At 51.1% G+C, this 20967-nt stretch carries 16 protein-coding genes and 2 pseudogenes; 9 read left to right on the top strand and 9 right to left on the bottom strand.

The annotated features are described in order from the left end of the window. The first annotated feature begins 14 nt into the window (after window positions 1-14). On the top strand, window positions 15-818 hold the full coding sequence (gene yfaU / locus ACJHX3_RS14810; protein ID WP_000992959.1) for a 2-keto-3-deoxy-L-rhamnonate aldolase: 804 nt from the start codon (window positions 15-17) through the stop codon (window positions 816-818). A 40-nt stretch (window positions 819-858) separates the two neighbouring features. Here the strand turns inward: yfaU and ACJHX3_RS14805 are convergent. The 5 genes and pseudogenes from ACJHX3_RS14805 to glpA form a co-directional block, all read right to left on the bottom strand. Beyond that, window positions 859-1044, bottom strand: a pseudogene (locus tag ACJHX3_RS14805) (hypothetical protein); the annotation flags it as partial. Continuing rightward, window positions 1045-2004, bottom strand: coding sequence for an ISNCY family transposase (locus ACJHX3_RS14800; protein ID WP_094321886.1), 960 nt, complete (start codon window positions 2002-2004; stop codon window positions 1045-1047). Window positions 2005-2197: 193 nt separating this feature from the next. Continuing rightward, window positions 2198-3388: an anaerobic glycerol-3-phosphate dehydrogenase subunit GlpC gene (gene glpC / locus ACJHX3_RS14795; protein WP_001000382.1), complete on the bottom strand. Its 1191-nt coding sequence runs from the start codon at window positions 3386-3388 to the stop codon at window positions 2198-2200. Continuing rightward, on the bottom strand, window positions 3385-4644 hold the full coding sequence (gene glpB, locus ACJHX3_RS14790; RefSeq protein WP_042097483.1) for a glycerol-3-phosphate dehydrogenase subunit GlpB: 1260 nt from the start codon (window positions 4642-4644) through the stop codon (window positions 3385-3387). The genes glpC and glpB overlap by 4 nt, the downstream gene beginning before the upstream one ends. Next, window positions 4634-6262 (bottom strand): anaerobic glycerol-3-phosphate dehydrogenase subunit A, encoded by a 1629-nt coding sequence (gene glpA, locus ACJHX3_RS14785; RefSeq protein ID WP_000857257.1) that lies wholly within the window; start codon window positions 6260-6262, stop codon window positions 4634-4636. The genes glpB and glpA overlap by 11 nt, the downstream gene beginning before the upstream one ends. A gap of 272 nt (window positions 6263-6534) precedes the next feature. Between glpA and glpT the strand changes: the two genes are divergently transcribed. Both glpT and glpQ read left to right on the top strand, forming a co-directional pair. Continuing rightward, window positions 6535-7893, top strand: a complete 1359-nt coding sequence (gene glpT / locus ACJHX3_RS14780; protein ID WP_000948724.1) for a glycerol-3-phosphate transporter — start codon at window positions 6535-6537, stop codon at window positions 7891-7893. 4 nt (window positions 7894-7897) lie between these two features. Next, window positions 7898-8974, top strand: a complete 1077-nt coding sequence (gene glpQ / locus ACJHX3_RS14775; protein ID WP_001559485.1) for a glycerophosphodiester phosphodiesterase — start codon at window positions 7898-7900, stop codon at window positions 8972-8974. Between the two features lie 19 nt (window positions 8975-8993). On the opposite strand, the gene ACJHX3_RS14770 is transcribed toward glpQ, so the two are convergent. After that, window positions 8994-9893, bottom strand: a complete 900-nt coding sequence (locus ACJHX3_RS14770; RefSeq protein WP_042097481.1) for a LysR family transcriptional regulator — start codon at window positions 9891-9893, stop codon at window positions 8994-8996. Window positions 9894-10044: 151 nt separating this feature from the next. Between ACJHX3_RS14770 and ACJHX3_RS14765 the strand changes: the two genes are divergently transcribed. Both ACJHX3_RS14765 and inaA read left to right on the top strand, forming a co-directional pair. Beyond that, complete coding sequence (locus ACJHX3_RS14765) at window positions 10045-11235, top strand: MFS transporter (protein WP_000660218.1); 1191 nt, start codon at window positions 10045-10047, stop codon at window positions 11233-11235. An 80-nt stretch (window positions 11236-11315) separates the two neighbouring features. Beyond that, the gene (inaA, locus tag ACJHX3_RS14760; protein WP_000301032.1) at window positions 11316-11966 is read left to right on the top strand and encodes a lipopolysaccharide kinase InaA; all 651 of its coding nucleotides are present in this window, start codon (window positions 11316-11318) and stop codon (window positions 11964-11966) included. Window positions 11967-12019: 53 nt separating this feature from the next. Here the strand turns inward: inaA and yfaE are convergent, their stop codons facing one another. The 3 genes from yfaE to nrdA form a co-directional block, all read right to left on the bottom strand. Beyond that, complete coding sequence (gene yfaE / locus ACJHX3_RS14755) at window positions 12020-12274, bottom strand: ferredoxin-like diferric-tyrosyl radical cofactor maintenance protein YfaE (RefSeq protein ID WP_000101256.1); 255 nt, start codon at window positions 12272-12274, stop codon at window positions 12020-12022. Beyond that, a complete protein-coding gene (gene nrdB, locus ACJHX3_RS14750) occupies window positions 12274-13404 on the bottom strand; it encodes a class Ia ribonucleoside-diphosphate reductase subunit beta (RefSeq protein ID WP_000332037.1) in 1131 nt (376 codons plus the stop codon). Before nrdB ends, yfaE begins: the two co-directional genes overlap by 1 nt. Window positions 13405-13549: 145 nt before the next feature. After that, window positions 13550-15835 carry a class 1a ribonucleoside-diphosphate reductase subunit alpha gene (gene nrdA / locus ACJHX3_RS14745; RefSeq protein ID WP_001075170.1) on the bottom strand — a complete coding sequence of 762 codons (2286 nt, stop codon included), beginning with the start codon at window positions 15833-15835 and terminating at the stop codon, window positions 13550-13552. A 127-nt stretch (window positions 15836-15962) separates the two neighbouring features. Here nrdA and ypaB point away from each other — a divergent pair, with 127 nt between their 5' ends. The 4 genes and pseudogenes from ypaB (at window position 15963) to tnpB (ending at window position 20889) form a co-directional block, all read left to right on the top strand. Next, the gene (gene ypaB, locus ACJHX3_RS14740) at window positions 15963-16106 is read left to right on the top strand and encodes a protein YpaB (RefSeq protein WP_001300064.1); all 144 of its coding nucleotides are present in this window, start codon (window positions 15963-15965) and stop codon (window positions 16104-16106) included. 424 nt (window positions 16107-16530) lie between these two features. Beyond that, window positions 16531-20058 (top strand): annotated as a pseudogene (gene yfaL, locus ACJHX3_RS14735) (AIDA-I family autotransporter adhesin YfaL/EhaC); the annotation flags it as partial. A gap of 82 nt (window positions 20059-20140) precedes the next feature. Next, window positions 20141-20545, top strand: a complete 405-nt coding sequence (gene tnpA, locus ACJHX3_RS14730) for an IS66-like element accessory protein TnpA (protein ID WP_000839179.1) — start codon at window positions 20141-20143, stop codon at window positions 20543-20545. Next, entirely contained in the window at window positions 20542-20889 is a 348-nt protein-coding gene (gene tnpB, locus ACJHX3_RS14725) for an IS66 family insertion sequence element accessory protein TnpB (RefSeq protein WP_001774233.1), read from the top strand. Before tnpA ends, tnpB begins: the two co-directional genes overlap by 4 nt. The last annotated feature ends 78 nt before the right edge of the window (window positions 20890-20967 follow it).

The following is a 20967-nucleotide window of genomic DNA, read 5'->3' as shown; positions in this document are numbered from 1 at the left end:
GGTTAAGGAACACCATGAACGCATTATTAAGCAATCCCTTTAAAGAACGTTTACGCAAGGGCGAAGTGCAAATTGGTCTGTGGTTAAGCTCGACTACTTCTTATATGGCAGAAATTGCCGCCACTTCCGGTTATGATTGGTTGCTGATTGACGGGGAGCACGCGCCAAACACCATTCAGGATCTTTATCACCAGCTACAGGCGGTAGCGCCCTATGCCAGCCAACCCGTGATCCGTCCGGTGGAAGGTAGTAAACCGCTGATTAAACAAGTCCTGGATATTGGCGCGCAAACTCTACTGATCCCGATGGTCGATACTGCCGATCAGGCACGTCAGGTGGTGTCTGCCACGCGCTATCCTCCCTACGGTGAGCGTGGTGTCGGGGCCAGTGTGGCACGGGCTGCGCGCTGGGGACGCATTGAGAATTACATGGCGCAAGTCAACGATTCGCTTTGTCTGTTGGTGCAGGTGGAAAGTAAAACAGCACTGGATAACCTGGACGAAATCCTCGACGTCGAAGGGATTGACGGCGTGTTTATTGGACCTGCGGATCTTTCTGCCTCGTTGGGCTACCCGGATAACGCCGGGCACCCGGAAGTGCAGCGAATTATTGAAACCAGTATTCGGCGGATCCGTGCTGCGGGTAAAGCGGCTGGTTTTCTGGCTGTGGCTCCTGATATGGCGCAGCAATGCCTGGCGTGGGGAGCGAACTTTGTCGCTGTTGGCGTTGACACGATGCTCTACAGCGATGCCCTGGATCAACGACTGGCGATGTTTAAATCAGGCAAAAATGGGCCACGCATAAAAGGTAGTTATTGATATCAAAGGCCCATGGGGATCGGCTGTGGGCCTGTGTTAATTAGTGGTTATTCGCTGCCAGATCGGCTTCGCTTAGCTGGGTGGCAGCGAGCACCAGGTCACGATCAATGCCCTGTTCCAGCATGCGCAAGGCAATTTTAATGGCTTGTTCATGCATACCTTCCTGCCAGCCAATTTGGTGTCCTTCCTGCCGTAGCCGTTCAGCAATAGTCATTAATCTCTCCTTTTAATAACAGTTCGGAATATCAGCATCAGTGAGTTGGGTTGTCGCCAGCACAATCTCACGTTCAAAGCCCTGTTCCAGCATGCGCAAGGCAATTTTAATGGCTTGTTCATGCATACCTTCTACTTTGCCTTTCTGCAAACCCTCCAACTTCCCCTCCTGCCAACCTTCAATCTTACCCTCCTGCCAGCCAATTTGATGTCCTTCCTGCCGCAGCCGTTCAGCAATAGTCATTAATCTCTCCTTTTGTAGTGGTGAACGTTCGGCAATCTCCTCAATAAAACGGGTGAAACGGGAGGTATCGCCGCATTGCAGCAGATAATTAAACAGCGTTTGTAGCTGGCTGTCATTAGTGAAGCCTCTAACCAAAAGCGTGGTGATCCTGTCGACCATACCGATTAAATCGCGGTCGCGAATATGCTTTTGAATCAGTTCCAGCAGAGCTATACGCCGATGTTGCATGATCTCATCGTCAGGTACGATGGTGATATCCACCAACGGAAAAGCTTCGGTGTACAACTGCCGGGCAAGTTGCGGATCGTCAAACTCATCCAGCCAGTTGAGTGAGTACGGGTAAGGCGAGGTTTCGCCATGATAAAACAGCAACGGCATCACCAGCGGGACTCTGTCATAGCCTTTGTCCAGGTGACGCTGCATGGCGGCAGTGGCATAGCGCATTAGCCGAAAAGCCATATTCTTTTCTGCAGAGCTTTGATGTTCAATCACGCAGTAGATATAACCGTCACCGTCGCTGGTTTCCACGGACCACAAAACATCCGAGTAGTAAGCGCGTAAACTTTTTTCAATAAAACTGGTGGGTTCCAGGCGTAAGGTTTGCAGGTTGCAAAGCTTGCGCAGCGGCTCTGGTAGATGTATTTCCAGAAAATCCCGTGCGGTTTCGGGTGTGAACATAAAGGTTTTAAACACCGCATCATGCGGGGAGGAGGTTGTTGATTCGGTCATGGTTGTCCGTCACCTGATATTTATGATGACGCGACATTACGGTTATCCCAGGCCTTTGACATCTGCCAGTTTCAGCCTTTGCGAGACGTTTTCAGAGGAATTTTCACTGCGTTGCAACGCATACATTGAGCGTGGAATCGCGCCCGTAAAAATGCCCGATAAGCAATCCGCTTACCGGGCATCAAAAGGTTGGTTAAGCCAGCGCCTGGGCCAGTAGCGTAATCGGATGTTCGCAGCGAAGACTTGTGGACATCTCAATCTGCCATTTGCAGGTTTCGCAGTCAGTGACCACCAGATCCGCGCCGCTCTCTTCTATCTGGCGGAACAGTGGTGCGCCGATGGCTTGTGAGGTGGGGTAGTTCTCTTTTTTGAAACCGTAAGTACCCGCAATACCGCAGCACTGGGAATCCAGCACCGTTAACTCAAGCCCCGGGATTTTACGCAACAGCTCCAGGGTGTAGAGCGTCCAGCCCATTTTTTCCATATGGCAAGGAGTATGATAAACCACTTTCAGCGGCAGCGGTCTCAGCGGTAACGTTTTGCCTTCGTCCAGCTTGCGCCACAGCCAGCGGGTCGCCAGTTCGATATGATCGCGCAAGCCTTTGTTGTCGACATTCAGCACTTCCGGGTATTCGTCGCGCAGGGCAAATGTACAGGTTGAGGAGGTGGCAATCACCGGAATGCCTTTTACTCCCACAGCTTCGCGGATCGACTCTACATTCGTAATTGCCTGTTTGCGTGCTTTATCGGTAAAGCCGTTGGCGATTAGCGGTACGCCGCAGCATTTTTCTTTGCTGAGTAGTTGTACACCGGTACCCATTGCGTTGAGCACTTTAATTAAATCTTTACCTAACTGCGGATGGTTGTAGTTAACGAAGCAGCCGTGAAAGAAAGCGACCTGGTCTTTATACTGCGCCTGCTGAGCCGCCACGCTGCGATACCAGCGACGGAACGTGCCGAAGGAGTATTTCGGTAGCGTGCGGCGATGATCGATTTTTAACGCCGCATCAAGCAGCTGACGCACCGGTTTCAGCGAGGTAGCGGTGTTGACGATTGGTGCGAACGGCGTGGAAACGCTACCCATCAGGTCGGTATGACTCAACACAAAATTACGCAGCGACGGGCGCGTGGTGTCATATTTCGCCCGCGCGCGCTGGATAATATCGCCAATCTTCACATCGGACGGGCAGGCGACTTCGCAACGTTTGCAGTTGATGCAATATTTCAGCGCTTCGTCATACAGTGCGCCATCTTTCAGACGCAGACGCTCGCCATCCGGCCCGGCTTGTTTTGGCCCTGGATAGCCGGGATTCACCCGGCTCACCGGGCAGGCGGTGGTGCAGACGGTGCACTTAATGCAGTTTTCGAAGCTGGTGTCGTTCATAGTTGGCCTCCTGCGCGTTGGGCAATCTGTTGAGCGGCATGTAAAGCACTGACGGCACAAACACCGCCGCCGCATCCCTGGGCGATGGGATCAAATCCGCCCAGCACCGAACCGATGGCAAACAGGTTCTCAATGGTTTGCCCTGCCTGCGACGGGCGTAGCGTCTCATCAGTGGTTACACCGAACTGCTGCCACGGTTGCGGCGCAAAAAAATCGCCCTTATACCATTCACCCCGTGTGGCGGTTTGTAGCACATCAAGGCCGAGAATCGGCTCGCGAATGCCGTTACGTTCCGCTACCAGTCCGCCGCTAAAGAAACTGCCGCTCGCAAGCACCGCAAATTGTGGGCGCAGCGGGATATCGGCGTGATTGCGGGTCCAGATTTCATTCACTACGCCATTTTTACAGGTCACTTTTTTCACTTCATCGCCTGGCATCCACACGCCACCCTGGCGCACAAACTGGCGCTGTAACTGGTTTTGCAGACGAATGCCCAGCACGGAAGGCGGCAGCGTTGGCAAAAGCATCAATGAACAAGGTAGTTTTTCATTCAACCAATGCCACAGTTTGTCATCGGCCAGGCCGAAGCAGGCGGGCATCAGGATCATTTCGCAGGTATTGGCGACAGGAATAAGCGCATCAAGTAACAGCGGCCAGTTTTCTTCATTATCAAGGAAACGGGCGATATTCACCGCGCGGAACTCGGTGGCGTTATTGCGCAGGACATCCAGTTCCGGCAGCTCTATTTCTGCGGTTTCAACGGCAAGGCCGAGTTCACGCAACGAAGCTGCCGCAAGGTGAGCCTGAAAATCCATCAGGCCGCTAATTCCCACTACACATATTTTCTTCGCGGGCAGTGGCCAGACGGGGACTTCTGGCGAACTTAGCCAGGTAGAGCGCAGAGTGCCGAGCGGCGTAATCCGCTGGTGAGCCAGTTCTACGCTGCCCTGCAATTGCGCACCGCTTTCAGCGATTAATGCCTGCGCTTGGCAAGCGAGATCGAGTACGCGTTGTGGCCCGAGAAGAGAGTAAGGATGGGCAGGGGCCTGCTGACGCAAAGATTCCAGTCCACTGTGAATGTCTGTCACCGGTTGACCATCCGGCAGATGGCTCAGCAAATCCAGCGATCCAGATGAGAAATGCAGCGCGCTTTGACCACGCGTGACAATGGCACAGCGCAGGCCGTGTTTTTGCAGTTGCAGGCCACAGAGTAATCCGGCGAGGCCGCCGCCCATAATGACAGTATCAAAGCGCATCTTTCTGCTCCTTCTCCAGACCACACAGTCCCTGATAAACCCAGCGGGTAAATTCGCTTTCGCGCAGTGCATCTCCCCAGGCGATGGGTTGCACGCCTTTCCAGCGTTCGTTAAGGAAGGTGGAAAGTTGCTCGATAGATTGCGCGGACGTCGTGACGTTAAACCGTTGCAGCAGTCCGGCAGCGCGGCAGGCGCAGAGTTCGCCCTGGCAGGTGCCCATCCCCACACGGGTACGACGGCGTAAATCCAGCAGGCTATTAACGTTTAAATTTTCTACCGCGTACTGCACTTCACCCGCAGTTACCGCTTCGCACTCACATACCAGGCTACGGTGCAGACGGCCTTCGCTCAGCCAGGCAGGCGTGCGATCGCCATGACGATAAACCGCAGAACCGCGCAGCGGGGCAGGCAGGGAGATGACTTTACGCAAGGTGACTTCAGCGGGTTCCTGTGAACCAGGAAGTGCCAGATCGGCGGTCGTACAGGGGCGCGTATTGCCCAGCTTGCGACATACCGCGTCGGTAGCCCATTCCGCCATCAGCCGATAGGTCATCAGTTTGCCACCGGTGATGGTGATAAATCCGTCCAGACCATCGCGTTCAGCATGGTCGAGCAGCACGATGCCACGGCTGACGTTACGTCCGCTCGGGTCGTCATCGCTGGCAACCAGTGGACGCACGCCAGAGTAGGCCCGCAAAATGCGCGTTTTCGCCATCACGGGGGCCAGTTTTTCCCCTTCACGCAGCAGAATATCCACTTCTTCTGCCGTCACTCGATTATCGTCAATCTCGTTGTAATCAATACGTAAAGAGGTGGTGCCAATCAGCGAAATGGTATCGCCAGGCACCAGAATATCGGCGTCGGAAGGTTTGCGGCAGCGGTTGATCACATGCTGATTAATGCGGTGATCCATGATCAGCAGCGATCCTTTCGCCGGGAACATGCGAATGCGGAGATCGGCATATTCGGCAATGTGTTGCCCCCAGATCCCAGCGGCATTAACCACGACAGGCGCATGAAGGGCCTGAGTTTCGCCGGTGAGATGGTTACGTACACGAACGCCGCACACCGTCGCACCTTCACGAATCAGCCCCGTGACTTCATGAGCGGTAAGGATAACGGCACCGTGTTCTTTGGCATCCAGCATGTTTGCTGCGGTCAGACGAAATGGATCAACGGTGCCATCCGGAACTTTCACCGCGCCAATCAGTGCCGGGTTAACGGCAGGTTCGATAATGCGCGCTTGCTGCGGGTCTATAGCTTCTGCGCTGATCCCTGCTTCTTCGCAGGCGCGGATAAAAGTGGCCTGGAAGGAGAGGTCATCTTCCGGCAGGGTGATAAACAGGCCGTTGGTCGGTTCAACGCAGTGACGTGCAATGCGTTTCAGGATCTGGTTTTCACTAATACATTCGCGGGCCGATTCCGCATCGGTTACCGCATAGCGCGCACCGCTGTGCAGCAGGCCGTGGTTACGCCCGGTGGCACCGGTTGCGATGTCGTGGCGCTCAACCAAAATCACGCGCAGCCCGCGCAGGGCACAGTCGCGGGCAATCCCGGCTCCCGTTGCGCCGCCGCCAATGATAATCACGTCACTTGATTGCGAGTCGCGAGTTTTCATTGTTATCCCTCTGAAGTTCGTTTTTTACCATTTAGCCATAGTAAAAACATGAATTGTTTGATTTCGCGCATATTCGCTCATAATTCGAAAGTGAAACGTGATTTCATGCGTCATTATGAACATTTAACCCATCGCATTTAATAATGTGTGCGGTAATTCACATTTAATTTATGAATGTTTTCTTAACATCGCGGCAACTCAAGAAACGGCAGGTTCTCCCACTGAATCAGGCTGTTAATCATAAATAAGACCACGGGCCACGGAGGCTATCAATGTTGAGTATTTTTAAACCAGCGCCACACAAAGCGCGCTTACCTGCCGCGGAGATCGATCCGACTTATCGTCGATTGCGCTGGCAAATTTTCCTGGGGATATTCTTTGGTTATGCTGCTTACTATTTGGTTCGTAAGAACTTTGCACTCGCTATGCCTTATCTGGTCGAGCAGGGCTTCTCACGCGGTGATTTAGGTTTTGCCCTTTCGGGGATCTCGATTGCTTATGGATTTTCGAAATTCATCATGGGCTCGGTGTCGGATCGCTCGAATCCGCGCGTTTTCCTGCCCGCAGGTTTGATTCTGGCGGCGGCAGTGATGTTGTTTATGGGCTTTGTGCCGTGGGCGACGTCGAGCATCGCGGTGATGTTTGTACTGTTGTTCCTCTGCGGTTGGTTCCAGGGGATGGGGTGGCCGCCGTGTGGTCGTACTATGGTGCACTGGTGGTCGCAGAAAGAACGTGGCGGCATTGTGTCAGTGTGGAACTGTGCACACAACGTCGGTGGTGGTATTCCGCCGCTGCTGTTCCTGCTGGGGATGGCCTGGTTCAATGACTGGCACGCGGCGCTCTATATGCCCGCTTTCTGCGCCATTCTGGTGGCACTGTTCGCCTTTGCGATGATGCGCGATACCCCGCAATCTTGTGGCCTGCCGCCGATCGAAGAGTACAAAAATGATTATCCGGACGACTATAACGAAAAAGCGGAACAGGAGCTGACGGCGAAGCAAATCTTCATGCAGTACGTGCTGCCGAACAAACTGCTGTGGTATATCGCCATCGCCAACGTGTTCGTTTATCTGCTGCGTTACGGCATCCTCGACTGGTCACCGACTTATCTGAAAGAGGTGAAACACTTCGCGCTGGATAAATCCTCCTGGGCCTACTTCTTCTATGAGTATGCGGGCATTCCGGGCACCCTGCTGTGCGGCTGGATGTCGGATAAAGTCTTCCGTGGCAACCGTGGGGCCACCGGCGTTTTCTTTATGACACTGGTGACCATCGCGACTATCGTTTACTGGATGAACCCGGCAGGTAACCCAACCGTAGATATGATTTGTATGATTGTTATCGGCTTCCTGATCTACGGCCCTGTGATGCTGATCGGTCTGCATGCGCTGGAACTGGCACCGAAAAAAGCGGCAGGTACGGCAGCGGGCTTTACCGGGCTGTTTGGTTACCTGGGCGGTTCGGTGGCGGCGAGCGCGATTGTTGGCTACACCGTGGACTTCTTCGGCTGGGATGGCGGCTTTATGGTAATGATTGGCGGCAGCATTCTCGCGGTTATCTTGTTGATTGTTGTGATGATTGGCGAAAAACGTCGCCATCAGGAATTACTGCAAAAACGCAACGGAGGCTAATGGCATGAAATTGACGCTAAAAAACCTTAGCATGGCGATCATGATGAGTGGAATGATCATGGGAAGCAGTGCAATGGCGGCGGATAGCAACGAAAAAATAGTCATCGCCCATCGCGGTGCCAGTGGATATTTGCCGGAGCATACGCTGCCAGCAAAAGCGATGGCGTATGCGCAGGGAGCGGATTATCTGGAACAAGATTTGGTGATGACCAAAGACGACCATCTGGTTGTCCTGCATGACCATTATCTCGATCGTGTTACTGATGTTGCCGATCGTTTCCCGGATCGGGCGCGCAAAGACGGTCGTTACTACGCGATAGATTTCACGCTCGATGAAATTAAGTCACTGAAATTTACCGAAGGTTTCGATATTGAAAACGGTAAGAAAGTACAGACTTATCCGGGGCGTTTCCCGATGGGTAAATCTGACTTCCGGGTACACACTTTCGAAGAAGAGATTGAATTTGTTCAGGGGTTAAATCACTCTACCGGGAAAAATATCGGTATCTATCCAGAAATTAAAGCGCCATGGTTCCATCATCAGGAAGGGAAGGATATTGCGGCAAAAACGCTGGAAGTGCTGAAGAAATATGGTTACACCGATAAGGACGACAAAGTTTATTTGCAATGTTTTGATGCCGATGAACTGAAGCGTATTAAGAATGAGCTGGAACCTAAAATGGGCATGGACCTCAATCTGGTACAGCTGATTGCCTATACCGACTGGAACGAAACTCAGCAGAAACAACCGGACGGAAGCTGGGTTAATTACAACTACGACTGGATGTTTAAGCCGGGGGCCATGAAACAGGTGGCGGAATATGCTGATGGTATTGGTCCGGATTATCATATGTTGATTGAGGAGACATCGCAGCCAGGTAATATCAAACTCACTGGCATGGTGCAAGATGCTCAGCAGAATAAACTGGTAGTACATCCTTACACCGTGCGGTCAGATAAGCTGCCTGAATACACTACTGATGTGAATCAGTTATATGATGCTCTGTATAACAAAGCGGGTGTAAATGGGCTGTTTACTGATTTCCCTGATAAGGCAGTAAAATTCCTAAATAAAGAGTAATGCTACTGCAGGATGGCGTTCATGCGCCATCCTGTCTCATATCAAATTTTCCACTCTCCACTAATTGTTCTGTGCACATTTGTAGTAAAAACATTGGGGTGCCTTCTACCGGCTTTTCTTTAGCCAGCAACGAAATCTGTCGATAGAAGGTTGGTTCGAGAGGAACGGAACACAATTCATCTGCAATGGTTTTCAGCGTTAACTCTGGTAATAAGGCGATGCCTAATCCCTGTCGAATAAAACTGATCGCTGTATCCGGGTGATTAAATTCATATTTTATCTGTGGGGTAATATTCTTTTCTTTAAATAGTGCCATAATGCTTAATTCATAGCGTCCTTTACTAATAATTAATGGTTCACCCATTAACTCTTCCACTGTAATAGTGCTGTTTTTTGCCAGAGCATGGTTGGGCGGTAACACTACGGTGAATTTATCCTGATAAATGGGCACGGAGTACATTCCGCTCACCGGAAAATGAACAAAACCGGCATCAATGGATTCATTCTGAAGGGAATCAATAATCGCTGTGCTATTTTCCTCAAAAGGAATAATTTTTATATTCGGATGATGAATTTCAAAGTAGCGAATCACAGCCGGTAAGATACAGGCGCAGACGCTGGGGAAACAACCAAGTCTCAGCGTTCTTTGAGGGTTCTGCTTTTCCTGCTCGGCTATCTCTTTTACTGCGTTAACTTCCCGATTAATGGCGCGCAGATGATGCATAATGCGGTGACCTGCAGAGGTCAGTTGTATAGCTTTACGGCGATCGCGTAACAGTATATTCACGCCAAGTTCTTGTTCGAGGGCAGCAATTGCCTGACTTACCGCCGACTGCGTCATGAACAATCGCTTGCTGGCTTCAGTAAAGCCACCGTAATCCAGCACGGCGAGTAAAGAATTTATTTGGGTAAGAGTCATTAGAGTTTGCTAATCAATAATATTAAAACGATTAATTTCTCTAATAGCATGCCGCCATTTATACTTCTGTTCTGCAAAGTACATCACAATTTGACGCAACCGCAGTAACGGGAGTGTTGTCTGCGTGCGTCATCCTGACAGGCGGTAGGGTATGAAAGAGAAGTTATGGACGAAGGATTTTTGGGCAATAACCATCATCAGCTTTATTATTTTCTTCGTCTTTTATGTTTTACTAACATTGTTGCCAATTTATATCTCAGACCGCTTGCATGCCTCTCCTGATAAAGCAGGTTTGTTGGTGACTTTATTTTTAATTGCCGCCATTGTTATTCGCCCCTTTGCCGGGCAATGGGTAGGTAAATATTCGAATAAAACTATTCTGGGGCTCTCTTCTCTGGCCTTTTTGGTGGTCACTGCGCTGTATCCTTTTTGCCACTCAATTGAATCACTGCTTTTTATTCGGGTGCTTCATGGTATTACCTTCGGGGTTATCACTACGGTAAAAGGAACGATTTCCGCGCGGCTGATCCCGGCCTCCCGACGTGGGGAGGGCATCAGTTTTTTCTCTCTGGCAATGGGGCTGGCAATGGTGGTCGGGCCGTGGATTGGCCTGAATATGGCGCGCTGGGAGGCCTTTAATATGGCTTTCTGGTTATGCACCGGCGTGGCAGCGGTGGGGATTATTCTGTCGCTGATTATGACAGTGCCGCCGGTTATCAGCCATGCTGATGGTTCAACGCCGAAAATGGGCTTCGCCGCCATGTTCGATCGCGCGGCGTTGCCATTTGCGATGGTCACCTTTTTTATGACCTTTTCGTATGCCGGGGTTTCTGCTTTTCTGGCGCTTTATGCACGCGAACTTAACCTGATGTCGGCAGCCAGTAATTTCCTGCTTTGCTACGCTATCTTCCTGATGATTTGCCGTACCTTTACCGGCAATGTCTGCGACAAAAAAGGACCGAAATATGTGGTTTACCCTTGCCTTGTGTTCTTTACGGTAGGACTGGTGGTTCTCGGCTACACCCAGGGAAGCATAATGATGGTTGTTTCTGGCGCATTGATTGGTATCGGGTATGGTTCCGTGACGCCAGTTTTTCAGACGCAGATTATCAGTTCAGTGGAACCGCATAAAATCGGTGTCGCAAACTCCCTCTTCTTCAATGCGATGGATGCAGGCCTGGCGCTAGGAGCCTGTGTGATGGGGATGATGGTTGCACATACTGGCTACCGAATGATTTATCTGCTGGGTGCACTATTAGTGGTAGTGGCTGGTGGAGTCTATGCGCTGCAAATGAAGGGTAAAAGCGGTGTCGCGCTAGTAGTGGCAAAAGAAATTCATTAATACGACACGTTTCATTAAGATTTTTCGCAGGTAACCACCTATAGTCATTGTCGTAAATAAAAAATGACAGGCGATAGGGTATGGCAGTTTCAGCAAAGCACGACGAATTTAATCACTGGTGGGCAACAGAGGGCGACTGGGTTGAAGAGCCTAACTATCGCCGTAATGGTATGAGCGGGGTGCAATGCGTCGAGCGCAACGGCAAAAAGCTATATGTAAAGCGCATGACGCATCATCTGTTTCATTCCGTACGTTATCCGTTCGGCCGACCAACGATTGTCCGTGAGGTTGCGGTAATTAAAGAACTGGAACGGGCTGGTGTCATCGTGCCGAAGATTGTTTTTGGTGAAGCGGTGAAAATTGAGGGGGAATGGCGCGCCTTGCTGGTGACTGAAGATATGGCGGGGTTCATCAGCATTGCTGACTGGTATGCCCGGCATGCAGTAACGCCCTATTCTGACGAAGTACGGCAAGCCATGTTGAAAGCAGTGGCGCTGGCGTTTAAGAAAATGCATAGCGTTAATCGTCAGCATGGCTGTTGCTATGTTCGCCATATCTATGTGAAAACAGAAGGTAAGGCAGAAGCTGGTTTTCTTGATCTGGAGAAAAGTCGTCGCCGCTTGCGTCGCGATAAAGCGATTAATCATGACTTCCGCCAGCTGGAAAAATATCTGGAGCCGATCCCTAAAGCGGACTGGGAGCAGGTGAAAGCGTATTACTACGCCATGTAATCGTTGTAGGCCAGATAATACGCGTAAGCGTCGTATCTGGCGCTAGTACCCGATCACAACTCGATTTCAATATCGCCTTTTGCCCGGCAACAACAGGGCAAAATTTCCCCCGGCTGAATAAAGGCTAACGGTTCGGCAATCCAGTCCACCTGGCCTGCAACAAGGCGCGTGCGACAGGAACCGCAGTAACCTTCGCGGCACTGGTACTCAACCGCCACATTGTGGGATTCCAGCGCCGCCAGAAGGGAAGGGTGTTCATCCTGGCACAGCAGTTGTGTGCCAGTGATGCGCAGGGTAATGCGAGCCATCAGAGCTGGAAGTTACTCAAATCGTCGGTGTCCACTTCCGAGTCAATCTGCCCGACCAGATAAGAACTGACTTCCACTTCCTGCGGAGCAACCTGCACGTTATCAGACACCAGCCAGGTATTGATCCACGGGATCGGGTTGGAGCGAGTCTGGAACGGCAGATCCAAACCGACTGCCTGCATGCGGATATTGGTGATGTATTCAACGTACTGGCAGAGAATGTCTTTATTCAGACCAATCATCGAACCGTCACGGAACAGATAATCCGCCCAGTCTTTCTCTTGCTGTGCCGCCTGGACAAACAGGTCATAGCATTCCTGCTTACATTCTTCGGCAATTTCCGCCATCTCCGGATCATCCGCGCCGCTGCGCAGCAGATTCAGCATATGCTGAGTACCGGTCAGGTGCAGGGCTTCGTCGCGGGCAATCAGGCGAATAATTTTGGCGTTACCTTCCATCAGCTCACGTTCTGCAAAGGCAAAGGAACAAGCAAAGCTGACGTAGAAGCGGATCGCTTCCAGCGCGTTAACGCTCATCAGGCAGAGATACAGTTTTTTCTTCAGCTCGCGCAGGCTAACGGTTACGGTTTTACCGTTAACGGTGTGGGTACCTTCGCCCAGCAGATGCCAGTAGCTGGTCATTTCGATCAGCTCATCGTAATAACTGGAGATCCCTTCCGCACGTTTCTGGATCTGCTCGTTGGTGACGATATCATCAAACACAACGGACGGATCGTTAACGATATTACGAATGATATGGGTATAAGAACGAGAGTGAATGGTTTCTGAGAATGCCCAGGTTTCGACCCAGGTTTCCAGTTCAGGGATCGAGATCAGCGGCAGCAGTGCCACGTTCGGGCTGCGACCCTGAATGGAGTCCAGCAACGTCTGATATTTCAGGTTGCTGATAAAGATGTGTTTTTCGTGTTCAGGCAGTGCCTGGTAATCGATACGGTCACGAGAAACGTCAACTTCTTCCGGACGCCAGAAGAAAGAGAGCTGCTTTTCGATCAGCTTTTCGAAGATGTCATATTTTTGCTGATCGTAGCGAGCCACGTTGACCGGCTGACCAAAGAACATCGGTTCTTTGAGCTGATCATTTTTCGTCTGTGAAAAGGTGGTATATGCCATGAATGTGTCCTGTTGGGAGTTTAATGCCGGATAAGGCATTTTACGCCGCATCCTGTGCCTGATGCGACGCTGGCGCGTCTTATCAGGCCTACAAACCGAGCCGTATGCCGGATAAGGCGTTCACGCCGCATCCGGCATCTCAATATCAGATCTTACATGCGCCGCTTTCGCAGCCATCGTCCTGGATTGACGGTACCAGATCGTCTTGTGCGTCTTCAGCACCGTCACGGGTGTTCTGATAATACAGCGTTTTGACCCCGAATTTGTAGGCGGTGAGCAGGTCTTTCAGCAGTTGCTGCATCGGCACTTTTCCTGACGGGAAGCGTGACGGATCGTAGTTGGTGTTAGCAGAGATCGACTGATCGATAAATTTCTGCATGATACCCACCAGTTGCAGGTAGCCATCGTTACCCGGCATTTCCCACAGCAGTTCATAGGCGTCGTGCAGATGCTCGTAGTCCGGCACCACCTGGCGCAGAATACCGTCTTTCGACGCTTTGATGCTGACGTAACCACGCGGCGGTTCAATACCGTTAGTGGCGTTAGAGATCTGCGAAGAGGTCTCGGACGGCATCAGAGCAGAAAGCGTGGAGTTACGCAGGCCGTGCGTTTTGATTGACTCACGCAGTGCTTCCCAGTCGTAATGCAGCGGCTCATTAGCGATGGCATCCAGATCTTTCTTATAGGTATCGATCGGCAGGATCCCTTTCGCGTAAGTGGTTTCGTTAAACCACGGGCACGCGCCTTGCTCTTTCGCCAGCTCATTAGAGGCTTTCAGCAGGTAATACTGAATAGCTTCGAAGGTTTTATGCGTCAGGTTGTTGGCGCTGCCGTCGGAGTAGCGTTTACCGTGCTTCGCCAGGTAGTAAGCGAAGTTGATCACACCAATACCCAGCGTACGACGACCCATCGCTCCACGTTTGGCGGCCGGGATCGGGTAATCCTGATAGTCCAGCAGCGCGTCGAGTGCGCGTACCGCCAGAATCGCCAGCTCTTCCAGTTCATCCAGGCTATTAATTGCGCCCAGGTTGAAAGCAGACAGCGTACACAGCGCGATTTCACCGTTCTCGTCGTTGACATCATTCAGCGGTTTGGTCGGCAGGGCGATTTCCAGGCACAGGTTAGACTGGCGCACTGGCGCGATGGCCGGATCAAACGGGCTATGGGTATTGCAGTGGTCAACGTTCTGAATATAGATACGACCGGTAGACGCACGTTCCTGCATCATCAGCGAGAACAGCTCAACGGCTTTCACACGCTGCTTGCGGATGCTGTCGTCTTTCTCATATTTGGTGTACAGGCGTTCAAACTCTTCCTGATCGGCGAAGAACGCGTCGTACAGCCCCGGTACGTCGGACGGGCTGAACAGAGTGATATCTTCACCTTTCAGCAGACGGGTATACATCAGTTTGTTGATTTGTACCCCGTAGTCCATATGACGCACGCGGTTGCCTTCAACCCCACGGTTGTTTTTCAAAACCAACAGGCTTTCCACTTCCAGATGCCACATCGGGTAGAACAGCGTAGCCGCACCGCCACGCACACCGCCCTGAGAGCAGGATTTCACCGCTGTCTGGAAATGCTTATAGAACGGAATACAACCGGTATGGAACGCTTCGCCACCGCGAATCGGGCTACCCAGCGCACGAATACGCCCGGCATTGATGCCGATCCCGGCACGCTGGGAAACGTATTTAACAATCGCGCTGGAGGTGGCGTTAATGGAATCCAGGCTGTCGCCGCACTCGATCAGTACGCAGGAGCTGAACTGACGAGTCGGGGTACGCACGCCGGACATGATTGGCGTCGGCAGCGAAATTTTAAATGTGGAAACCGCGTCGTAAAAACGCTTCACGTATTGCAGGCGCGTTTCACGCGGGTAGTTCGAGAACAGGCACGCGGCAACCAGAATATAAAGGAACTGGGCGCTTTCGTAGATTTCGCCGGTCACACGGTTCTGCACCAGATATTTGCCTTCCAGCTGCTTAACGGCAGCATAAGAGAAGGTCATATCACGGTCGTGATCGATAAACGTGTCCATCTGCTTGAACTCTTCTTCCGTGTAGTCTTCCAGCAGATGATTATCGTATTTGCCCATCTCGACCATTTTCACCACGTGGTCATACAGCGCAGGCGGCTCAAACTGGCCGTAGGCTTTTTTACGCAGGTGGAAGATTGCCAGGCGCGCGGCGAGATACTGATAATCCGGCGCATCACGGGAGATCAGGTCTGCGGCAGCCTTGATAATGGTTTCGTGGATGTCAGAGGTCTTGATACCGTCATAAAACTGAATGTGGGAGCGCAGTTCGACCTGGGAAATCGAAACGTTATGCAGTCCTTCTGCCGCCCAATCCAGAACGCGATGGATTTTGTCGAGATTGATGCGCTCTGTGCTACCGTCGCGCTTTGTCACCAGCAGATTCTGATTCATGTATGTCGTACCTGTTTTTGGAATTCTTTCCGCAATAGTTTCATGCAGACTACCTGTAGTGAGGGAAGCTGCTTAGAACACTATATATAGGGGGTATGTTTGGGATTCACTGCAAGATAGTGTGAAAATGGCCCTCTTGCAAGTGCATAACTTTGTGGATAACTCAGGAAGGAAAAAGTGGCTTTCGCGCACCTTAGGTCAGACAAGGTGTCCGGGAAAGTCAATGGGAAGAGAAAAATTTGTTAAAAATAACTGTTCGGCGATTTCTTGAACGGAAGAATAGGTTAGATAAATTGATATAGATGGTTTATTAATCTTTTGGCTAATGATTGCAAAAATTGATCTAAGCACGAGTCATCACATAATCTGATGTATCAGTTCTGGTCAATATATAAGCGAATGTAAGCGATTGTTGATATCGAAATGGTTGTTTTCTCTTCGGTTGTTGTTAAATGCGAAGCCATTTTGTTAATTTACCTTATATTATAAGAAAATTATTCATTACTTTAATTCAGTTTAAACATAACTGATATCCCTTAAGGTGATTAACTTGAATTATGACGCACTGATATTATTCATGAAATAATAACAAAATAGCCATTGCACCGGGTTGAACAATTTACAAAAGAAAAATAACCCATATCGTATAATGCGATTAAATATGCCGTCTTATAGAAAATGATGGTCAGATTAATATGCGGATTATTTTTCTACGCAAGGAGTATTTATCTTTACTCCCGTCAATGATTGCATCTCTTTTCTCTGCTAACGGTGTCGCGGCGGTCATTGATTCATGTCAGGGATATGATATCAAAGCGAGTTGTCACGCCAGCAGGCAAAGCCTTTCAGGCATTACGCAGGACTGGAGCATCGCCGATGGGCAATGGCTGGTTTTTTCGGATATGACCAATAACGCCAGCGGTGGGGCCGTATTTTTGCAACAAGGAGCGGAGTTTTCTCTATCGCCAGAAAATGAAACTGGAATGACTCTGTTTGCCAATGATACTGTCTCAGGAGAATATAATAACGGCGGGGCAATATTTGCTAAAGAAAACTCAACGCTGAATCTTACTAATGTTATTTTTTCCGGTAACGTTGCAGGTGGCTATGGTGGCGCAATCTATTCTTCTGGTACTAACGATACCGGTGTCGTCGATTTACGTGTCACTAACGCCGTGTTTCGCAATAACATCGCTAATGACGGCAAAGGTGGTGCAATTTATACCATCAACAATGACGTCTATTTAAATGAAGTTATTTTTGACAATAACCAGGCATATACATCAACAAGTTACAGTGATGGCGATGGAGGGGCAATCGATGTCACCGATAATAATAGCGATATCACGCATCCGTCAGGTTTCACAATAATAAATAACACCGCATTTACAAATAACACTGCCGAAGGTTATGGCGGGGCAATTTATACCAATAGCGTGACGGCTCCCTATCTTATTGATATTTCGATTGATGACAGCTACAGCCAGAACGGCGGCGTGTTAATCGATGAGAACAATAGCGCGGCAGGTTATGGGGATGGTCCTTCCACTGCGGCGGGCGGCTTTATGTATCTCGGCTTAAGTGAAGTTACCTTTGATATTGCCGACGGAAAAACGCTGGTTATCGGCAATACAGAGAATGACGGAGTTGTTGACTCTATTGCTGGTACCGGGGTAATCACCAAAACAGGTTCCGGCGATCTGGTACTTAATGCAGATAACAATGACTTTACTGGCGAGATGCAGATAGAAAACGGTGAGGTTACCCTGGGTCGCAGCAACTCCCTGATGAATGTCGGAGATACTCATTGCCAGGACGATCCGCAAGACTGCTACGGTCTGACGATAGGGAGTCTTGATCAGTATCAGAATCAGGCTGAGCTAAACGTTGTCTCGACCCAACAAACTTTTGTGCACGCATTGACGGGCTTTCAGAATGGCACTTTAAATATCGATGCTGGTGGCAACGTTACTGTTAATCAGGGCAGTTTTGCTGGCACCATCGAAGGTGCTGGTCAGCTCACCATTGCGCAAAACGGCAGCTACGTGCTGGCAGGGGCACAGTCGATGGCGCTAACCGGCGATATAGTCGTTGATGATGGTGCGGTGCTTTCACTGGAAGGCGACGCGGTAGATCTTGCCGCTCTCCAGAACGATCCGCAGTCGATCGTGTTAAACGGCGGCGTGCTTGATCTCTCTGATTTCGCCACCTGGCAGAGCGGCACATCATACAACGATGGCCTTGCAGTCAGCGGCAGCGGCGGTACGGTTATCGGCAGTCAGGATGTGGTGGATCTCGCAGGGGGCGACAATTTGCATATCGGCGGCGACGGGAAAGATGGCGTCTACGTGGTGATCGATGCGGGCGACGGGCTGGTTAGCCTGGCAAACAATAATAGTTACCTGGGCACCACGCAAATCGCTTCCGGTACGCTGGTGGTGAGCGACAACTCGCAGCTTGGCAGTACTGACGAAAACCGTCAGGTGATCTTTACCGATAATCAACAAAGCAGTGCGATGGAAATTACCGCCGACGTTGACACCCGCTCAGAGACGACAGGTCATGGTCGGGATATTGAAATGCGTGCCGATGGTGAAGTAATGATCGATACAGGCATGGATAGCGAGTGGGGCGCACTGATGTCTGACAGCAGCGGGCAACATCAGGATGAGGGTAGCACATTGACTAAAACGGGGGCGGGTACACTGGAGCTGACCGCCAGCGGTACAACACAGTCAGCGGTACGTGTCGAAGAAGGCACCCTGCAAGGCGATGTTGCGGATATCCTTCCTTATGCTTCGTCGCTGTGGGTCGGTGACGGGTCAACGTTCGTTACTGGCGCGGATCAGGATATTCAGTCAATTGATGCTACTTCCAGCGGCACTATCGACATCAGCGATGGTACGGTTTTGCGCCTGACCGGGCAGGATACTTCCGTCGCCCTTAATGCCTCACTGTTTAACGGCGATGGGACGCTGGTGAATGCCACCGATGGCGTGACGTTGACAGGCGAGCTTAATACCAACCTTGAAACTGACAGCCTGACTTATCTTTCCGACGTAACAGTTAATGGCAATCTGACCAATACGTCCGGTGCGGTCAGCCTGCAAAATGGCGTCGCTGGCGACACGCTGACGGTAAACGGTGATTATACCGGCGGTGGTACGCTACTGCTCGATAGCGAATTAAACGGCGATGACTCGGCAAGTGATCAACTGGTGTTGAACGGTAATACTGCTGGCAACACGACCGTGGTAATTAATCCCATTACGGGTATTGGTGAGCCGACATCTACAGGCATTAAAGTGGTTGATTTCGCAGCCAATCCAACGCAGTTTCAAAACAATGCGCAATTCAGTCTGGCAGGCAGCGGCTACGTCAATATGGGAGCATATGACTACACGCTGGTGGAAGATAACAACGACTGGTATCTGCGATCGCAAGAAGTAACGCCACCATCGCCACCTGATCCAGACCCGACTCCCGATCCTGATCCCACGCCGGATCCTGATCCAACACCCGACCCGGCCCCGGACCCTACGCCTGCCTACCAGCCGGTGTTGAATGCCAAAGTTGGTGGATATTTTAATAACCTGCGGGCGGCAAATCAGGCGTTTGTGATGGAGCGACACGATCACGCTGGTGGCGATGGTCAGACGCTGAATTTACGTGTTATCGGCGGAGATTATCATTACACAGCAGCGGGGCAACTGGCTCAGCATGAAGACACTTCTACGGTGCAGCTTAGCGGCGACTTGTTTAGCGGGTGCTGGGGCACGGATGGCGAGTGGATGCTTGGGGCGGTTGGTGGCTACAGTGATAACCAGGGCGACAGCCGCTCGAATATGACCGGAACTCGCGCCGATAACCAGAACCACGGTTATGCCGTTGGTCTGACCTCAAGCTGGTTTCAGCACGGTAATCAGAAGCAGGGGGCCTGGCTGGATAGCTGGCTGCAATACGCGTGGTTTAACAATGATGTTTCCGAACATGAAGATGGCGTGGATCATTACCACTCATCGGGGATTATCGCCTCGCTGGAAGCCGGGTATCAGTGGTTACCGGGGCATGGAGTGGTGATTGAACCACAGGCGCAGGTGATTTATCAGGGCGTGCAGCAGGATGATTTTACAGCCGCTAACCATGCGCGCGTGTCACAATCGCAGGGCGATGATATTCAGACGCGGCTGGGTTTACACAGCGAATGGCGTACCGCTGTTCATGGTAAGCGTCGTCTCAGCACCGTCTGGCAGATCCTGAAATTCCTGAAAGAATAGTGGACACCAAATATGGTGGACGCTATCCATGAAATCATTAACCGCAGTGCGTAAAAAAAGCCCTAATTATCCCGTTGAGTTCAAAATCAAAATGGTTGAACTCTCGCATCGACCAGAGATCTCCGTAGCGCAACTCGCTCGTGAGCATGGGATCAACGATAATTTGCTGTTCAAGTGGCGCCAGTACTGGCGCGAAGGAAAACTACGTCCTCCTTCAACAACAGAAAACAACGTGCCTGAGCTGCTCCCGATAACACTTGATGCCGAAGATGTTGTCCCTACAACCTCCCCCCGGTCACAACCTGTAGCTGCTGCGACACCTGAATCACTCAATATCAGCTGTGAAGTGACGTTCCGACACGGATCACTCCGTCTGAATGGTGCCATCAGCGAAAATATCCTGAACCTGCTGATACGGGAGCTCAAACGTTGATCCCATTACCATCAGGGACAAAGATCTGGCTGGTCGCTGGCATCACCGATATGAGAAACGGCTTCAACGGCCTGGCGGCAAAGGTGCAGACGACGCTGAAAGACGATCCGATGTCAGGTCACGTTTTTATCTTCCGTGGGCGTAATGGCAGTCAGGTAAAGCTCCTCTGGTCTACCGGCGATGGACTGTGTCTGCTGACCAAACGGCTGGAGCGTGGGCGCTTCGCCTGGCCGTCAGCCCGTGATGGCAAAGTGTTCCTTACACAGGCGCAGCTGGCGATGCTGCTGGAAGGTATCGACTGGCGACAGCCCAAGCGGCTGCTGACCTCCCTGACCATGCTGTAAATCTCTTTATCCTGGTTGTCACAGAATAAGCCCGGTAAAATACGGGCTTATGAACGACATCTCTTCTGACGACATCTT

Origin of the sequence: Escherichia sp. WS1265 (assembly GCF_046487585.1) — a bacterium.
Taxonomy (GTDB): Bacteria; Pseudomonadota; Gammaproteobacteria; order Enterobacterales; family Enterobacteriaceae; genus Escherichia; species Escherichia coli.
Note: the sequence above shows the minus strand (reverse complement) of the source record. Positions and strands in the feature narration are given on the sequence as shown.

Excerpts from the sequence above, each read along its gene's own strand:
- yfaU (WP_000992959.1), top strand. The coding sequence starts at position 15 with ATGAACGCATTATTAAGCAATCCCTTTAAAGAACGTTTACGCAAGGGC.
- ACJHX3_RS14800 (WP_094321886.1), bottom strand. The coding sequence starts at position 2,004 with ATGACCGAATCAACAACCTCCTCCCCGCATGATGCGGTGTTTAAAACC.
- glpC (WP_001000382.1), bottom strand. The coding sequence starts at position 3,388 with ATGAACGACACCAGCTTCGAAAACTGCATTAAGTGCACCGTCTGCACC.
- glpB (WP_042097483.1), bottom strand. The coding sequence starts at position 4,644 with ATGCGCTTTGATACTGTCATTATGGGCGGCGGCCTCGCCGGATTACTC.
- glpA (WP_000857257.1), bottom strand. The coding sequence starts at position 6,262 with ATGAAAACTCGCGACTCGCAATCAAGTGACGTGATTATCATTGGCGGC.
- glpT (WP_000948724.1), top strand. The coding sequence starts at position 6,535 with ATGTTGAGTATTTTTAAACCAGCGCCACACAAAGCGCGCTTACCTGCC.
- glpQ (WP_001559485.1), top strand. The coding sequence starts at position 7,898 with ATGAAATTGACGCTAAAAAACCTTAGCATGGCGATCATGATGAGTGGA.
- ACJHX3_RS14770 (WP_042097481.1), bottom strand. The coding sequence starts at position 9,893 with ATGACTCTTACCCAAATAAATTCTTTACTCGCCGTGCTGGATTACGGT.
- ACJHX3_RS14765 (WP_000660218.1), top strand. The coding sequence starts at position 10,045 with ATGAAAGAGAAGTTATGGACGAAGGATTTTTGGGCAATAACCATCATC.
- inaA (WP_000301032.1), top strand. The coding sequence starts at position 11,316 with ATGGCAGTTTCAGCAAAGCACGACGAATTTAATCACTGGTGGGCAACA.
- yfaE (WP_000101256.1), bottom strand. The coding sequence starts at position 12,274 with ATGGCTCGCATTACCCTGCGCATCACTGGCACACAACTGCTGTGCCAG.
- nrdB (WP_000332037.1), bottom strand. The coding sequence starts at position 13,404 with ATGGCATATACCACCTTTTCACAGACGAAAAATGATCAGCTCAAAGAA.
- nrdA (WP_001075170.1), bottom strand. The coding sequence starts at position 15,835 with ATGAATCAGAATCTGCTGGTGACAAAGCGCGACGGTAGCACAGAGCGC.
- ypaB (WP_001300064.1), top strand. The coding sequence starts at position 15,963 with ATGGCCCTCTTGCAAGTGCATAACTTTGTGGATAACTCAGGAAGGAAA.
- tnpA (WP_000839179.1), top strand. The coding sequence starts at position 20,141 with ATGAAATCATTAACCGCAGTGCGTAAAAAAAGCCCTAATTATCCCGTT.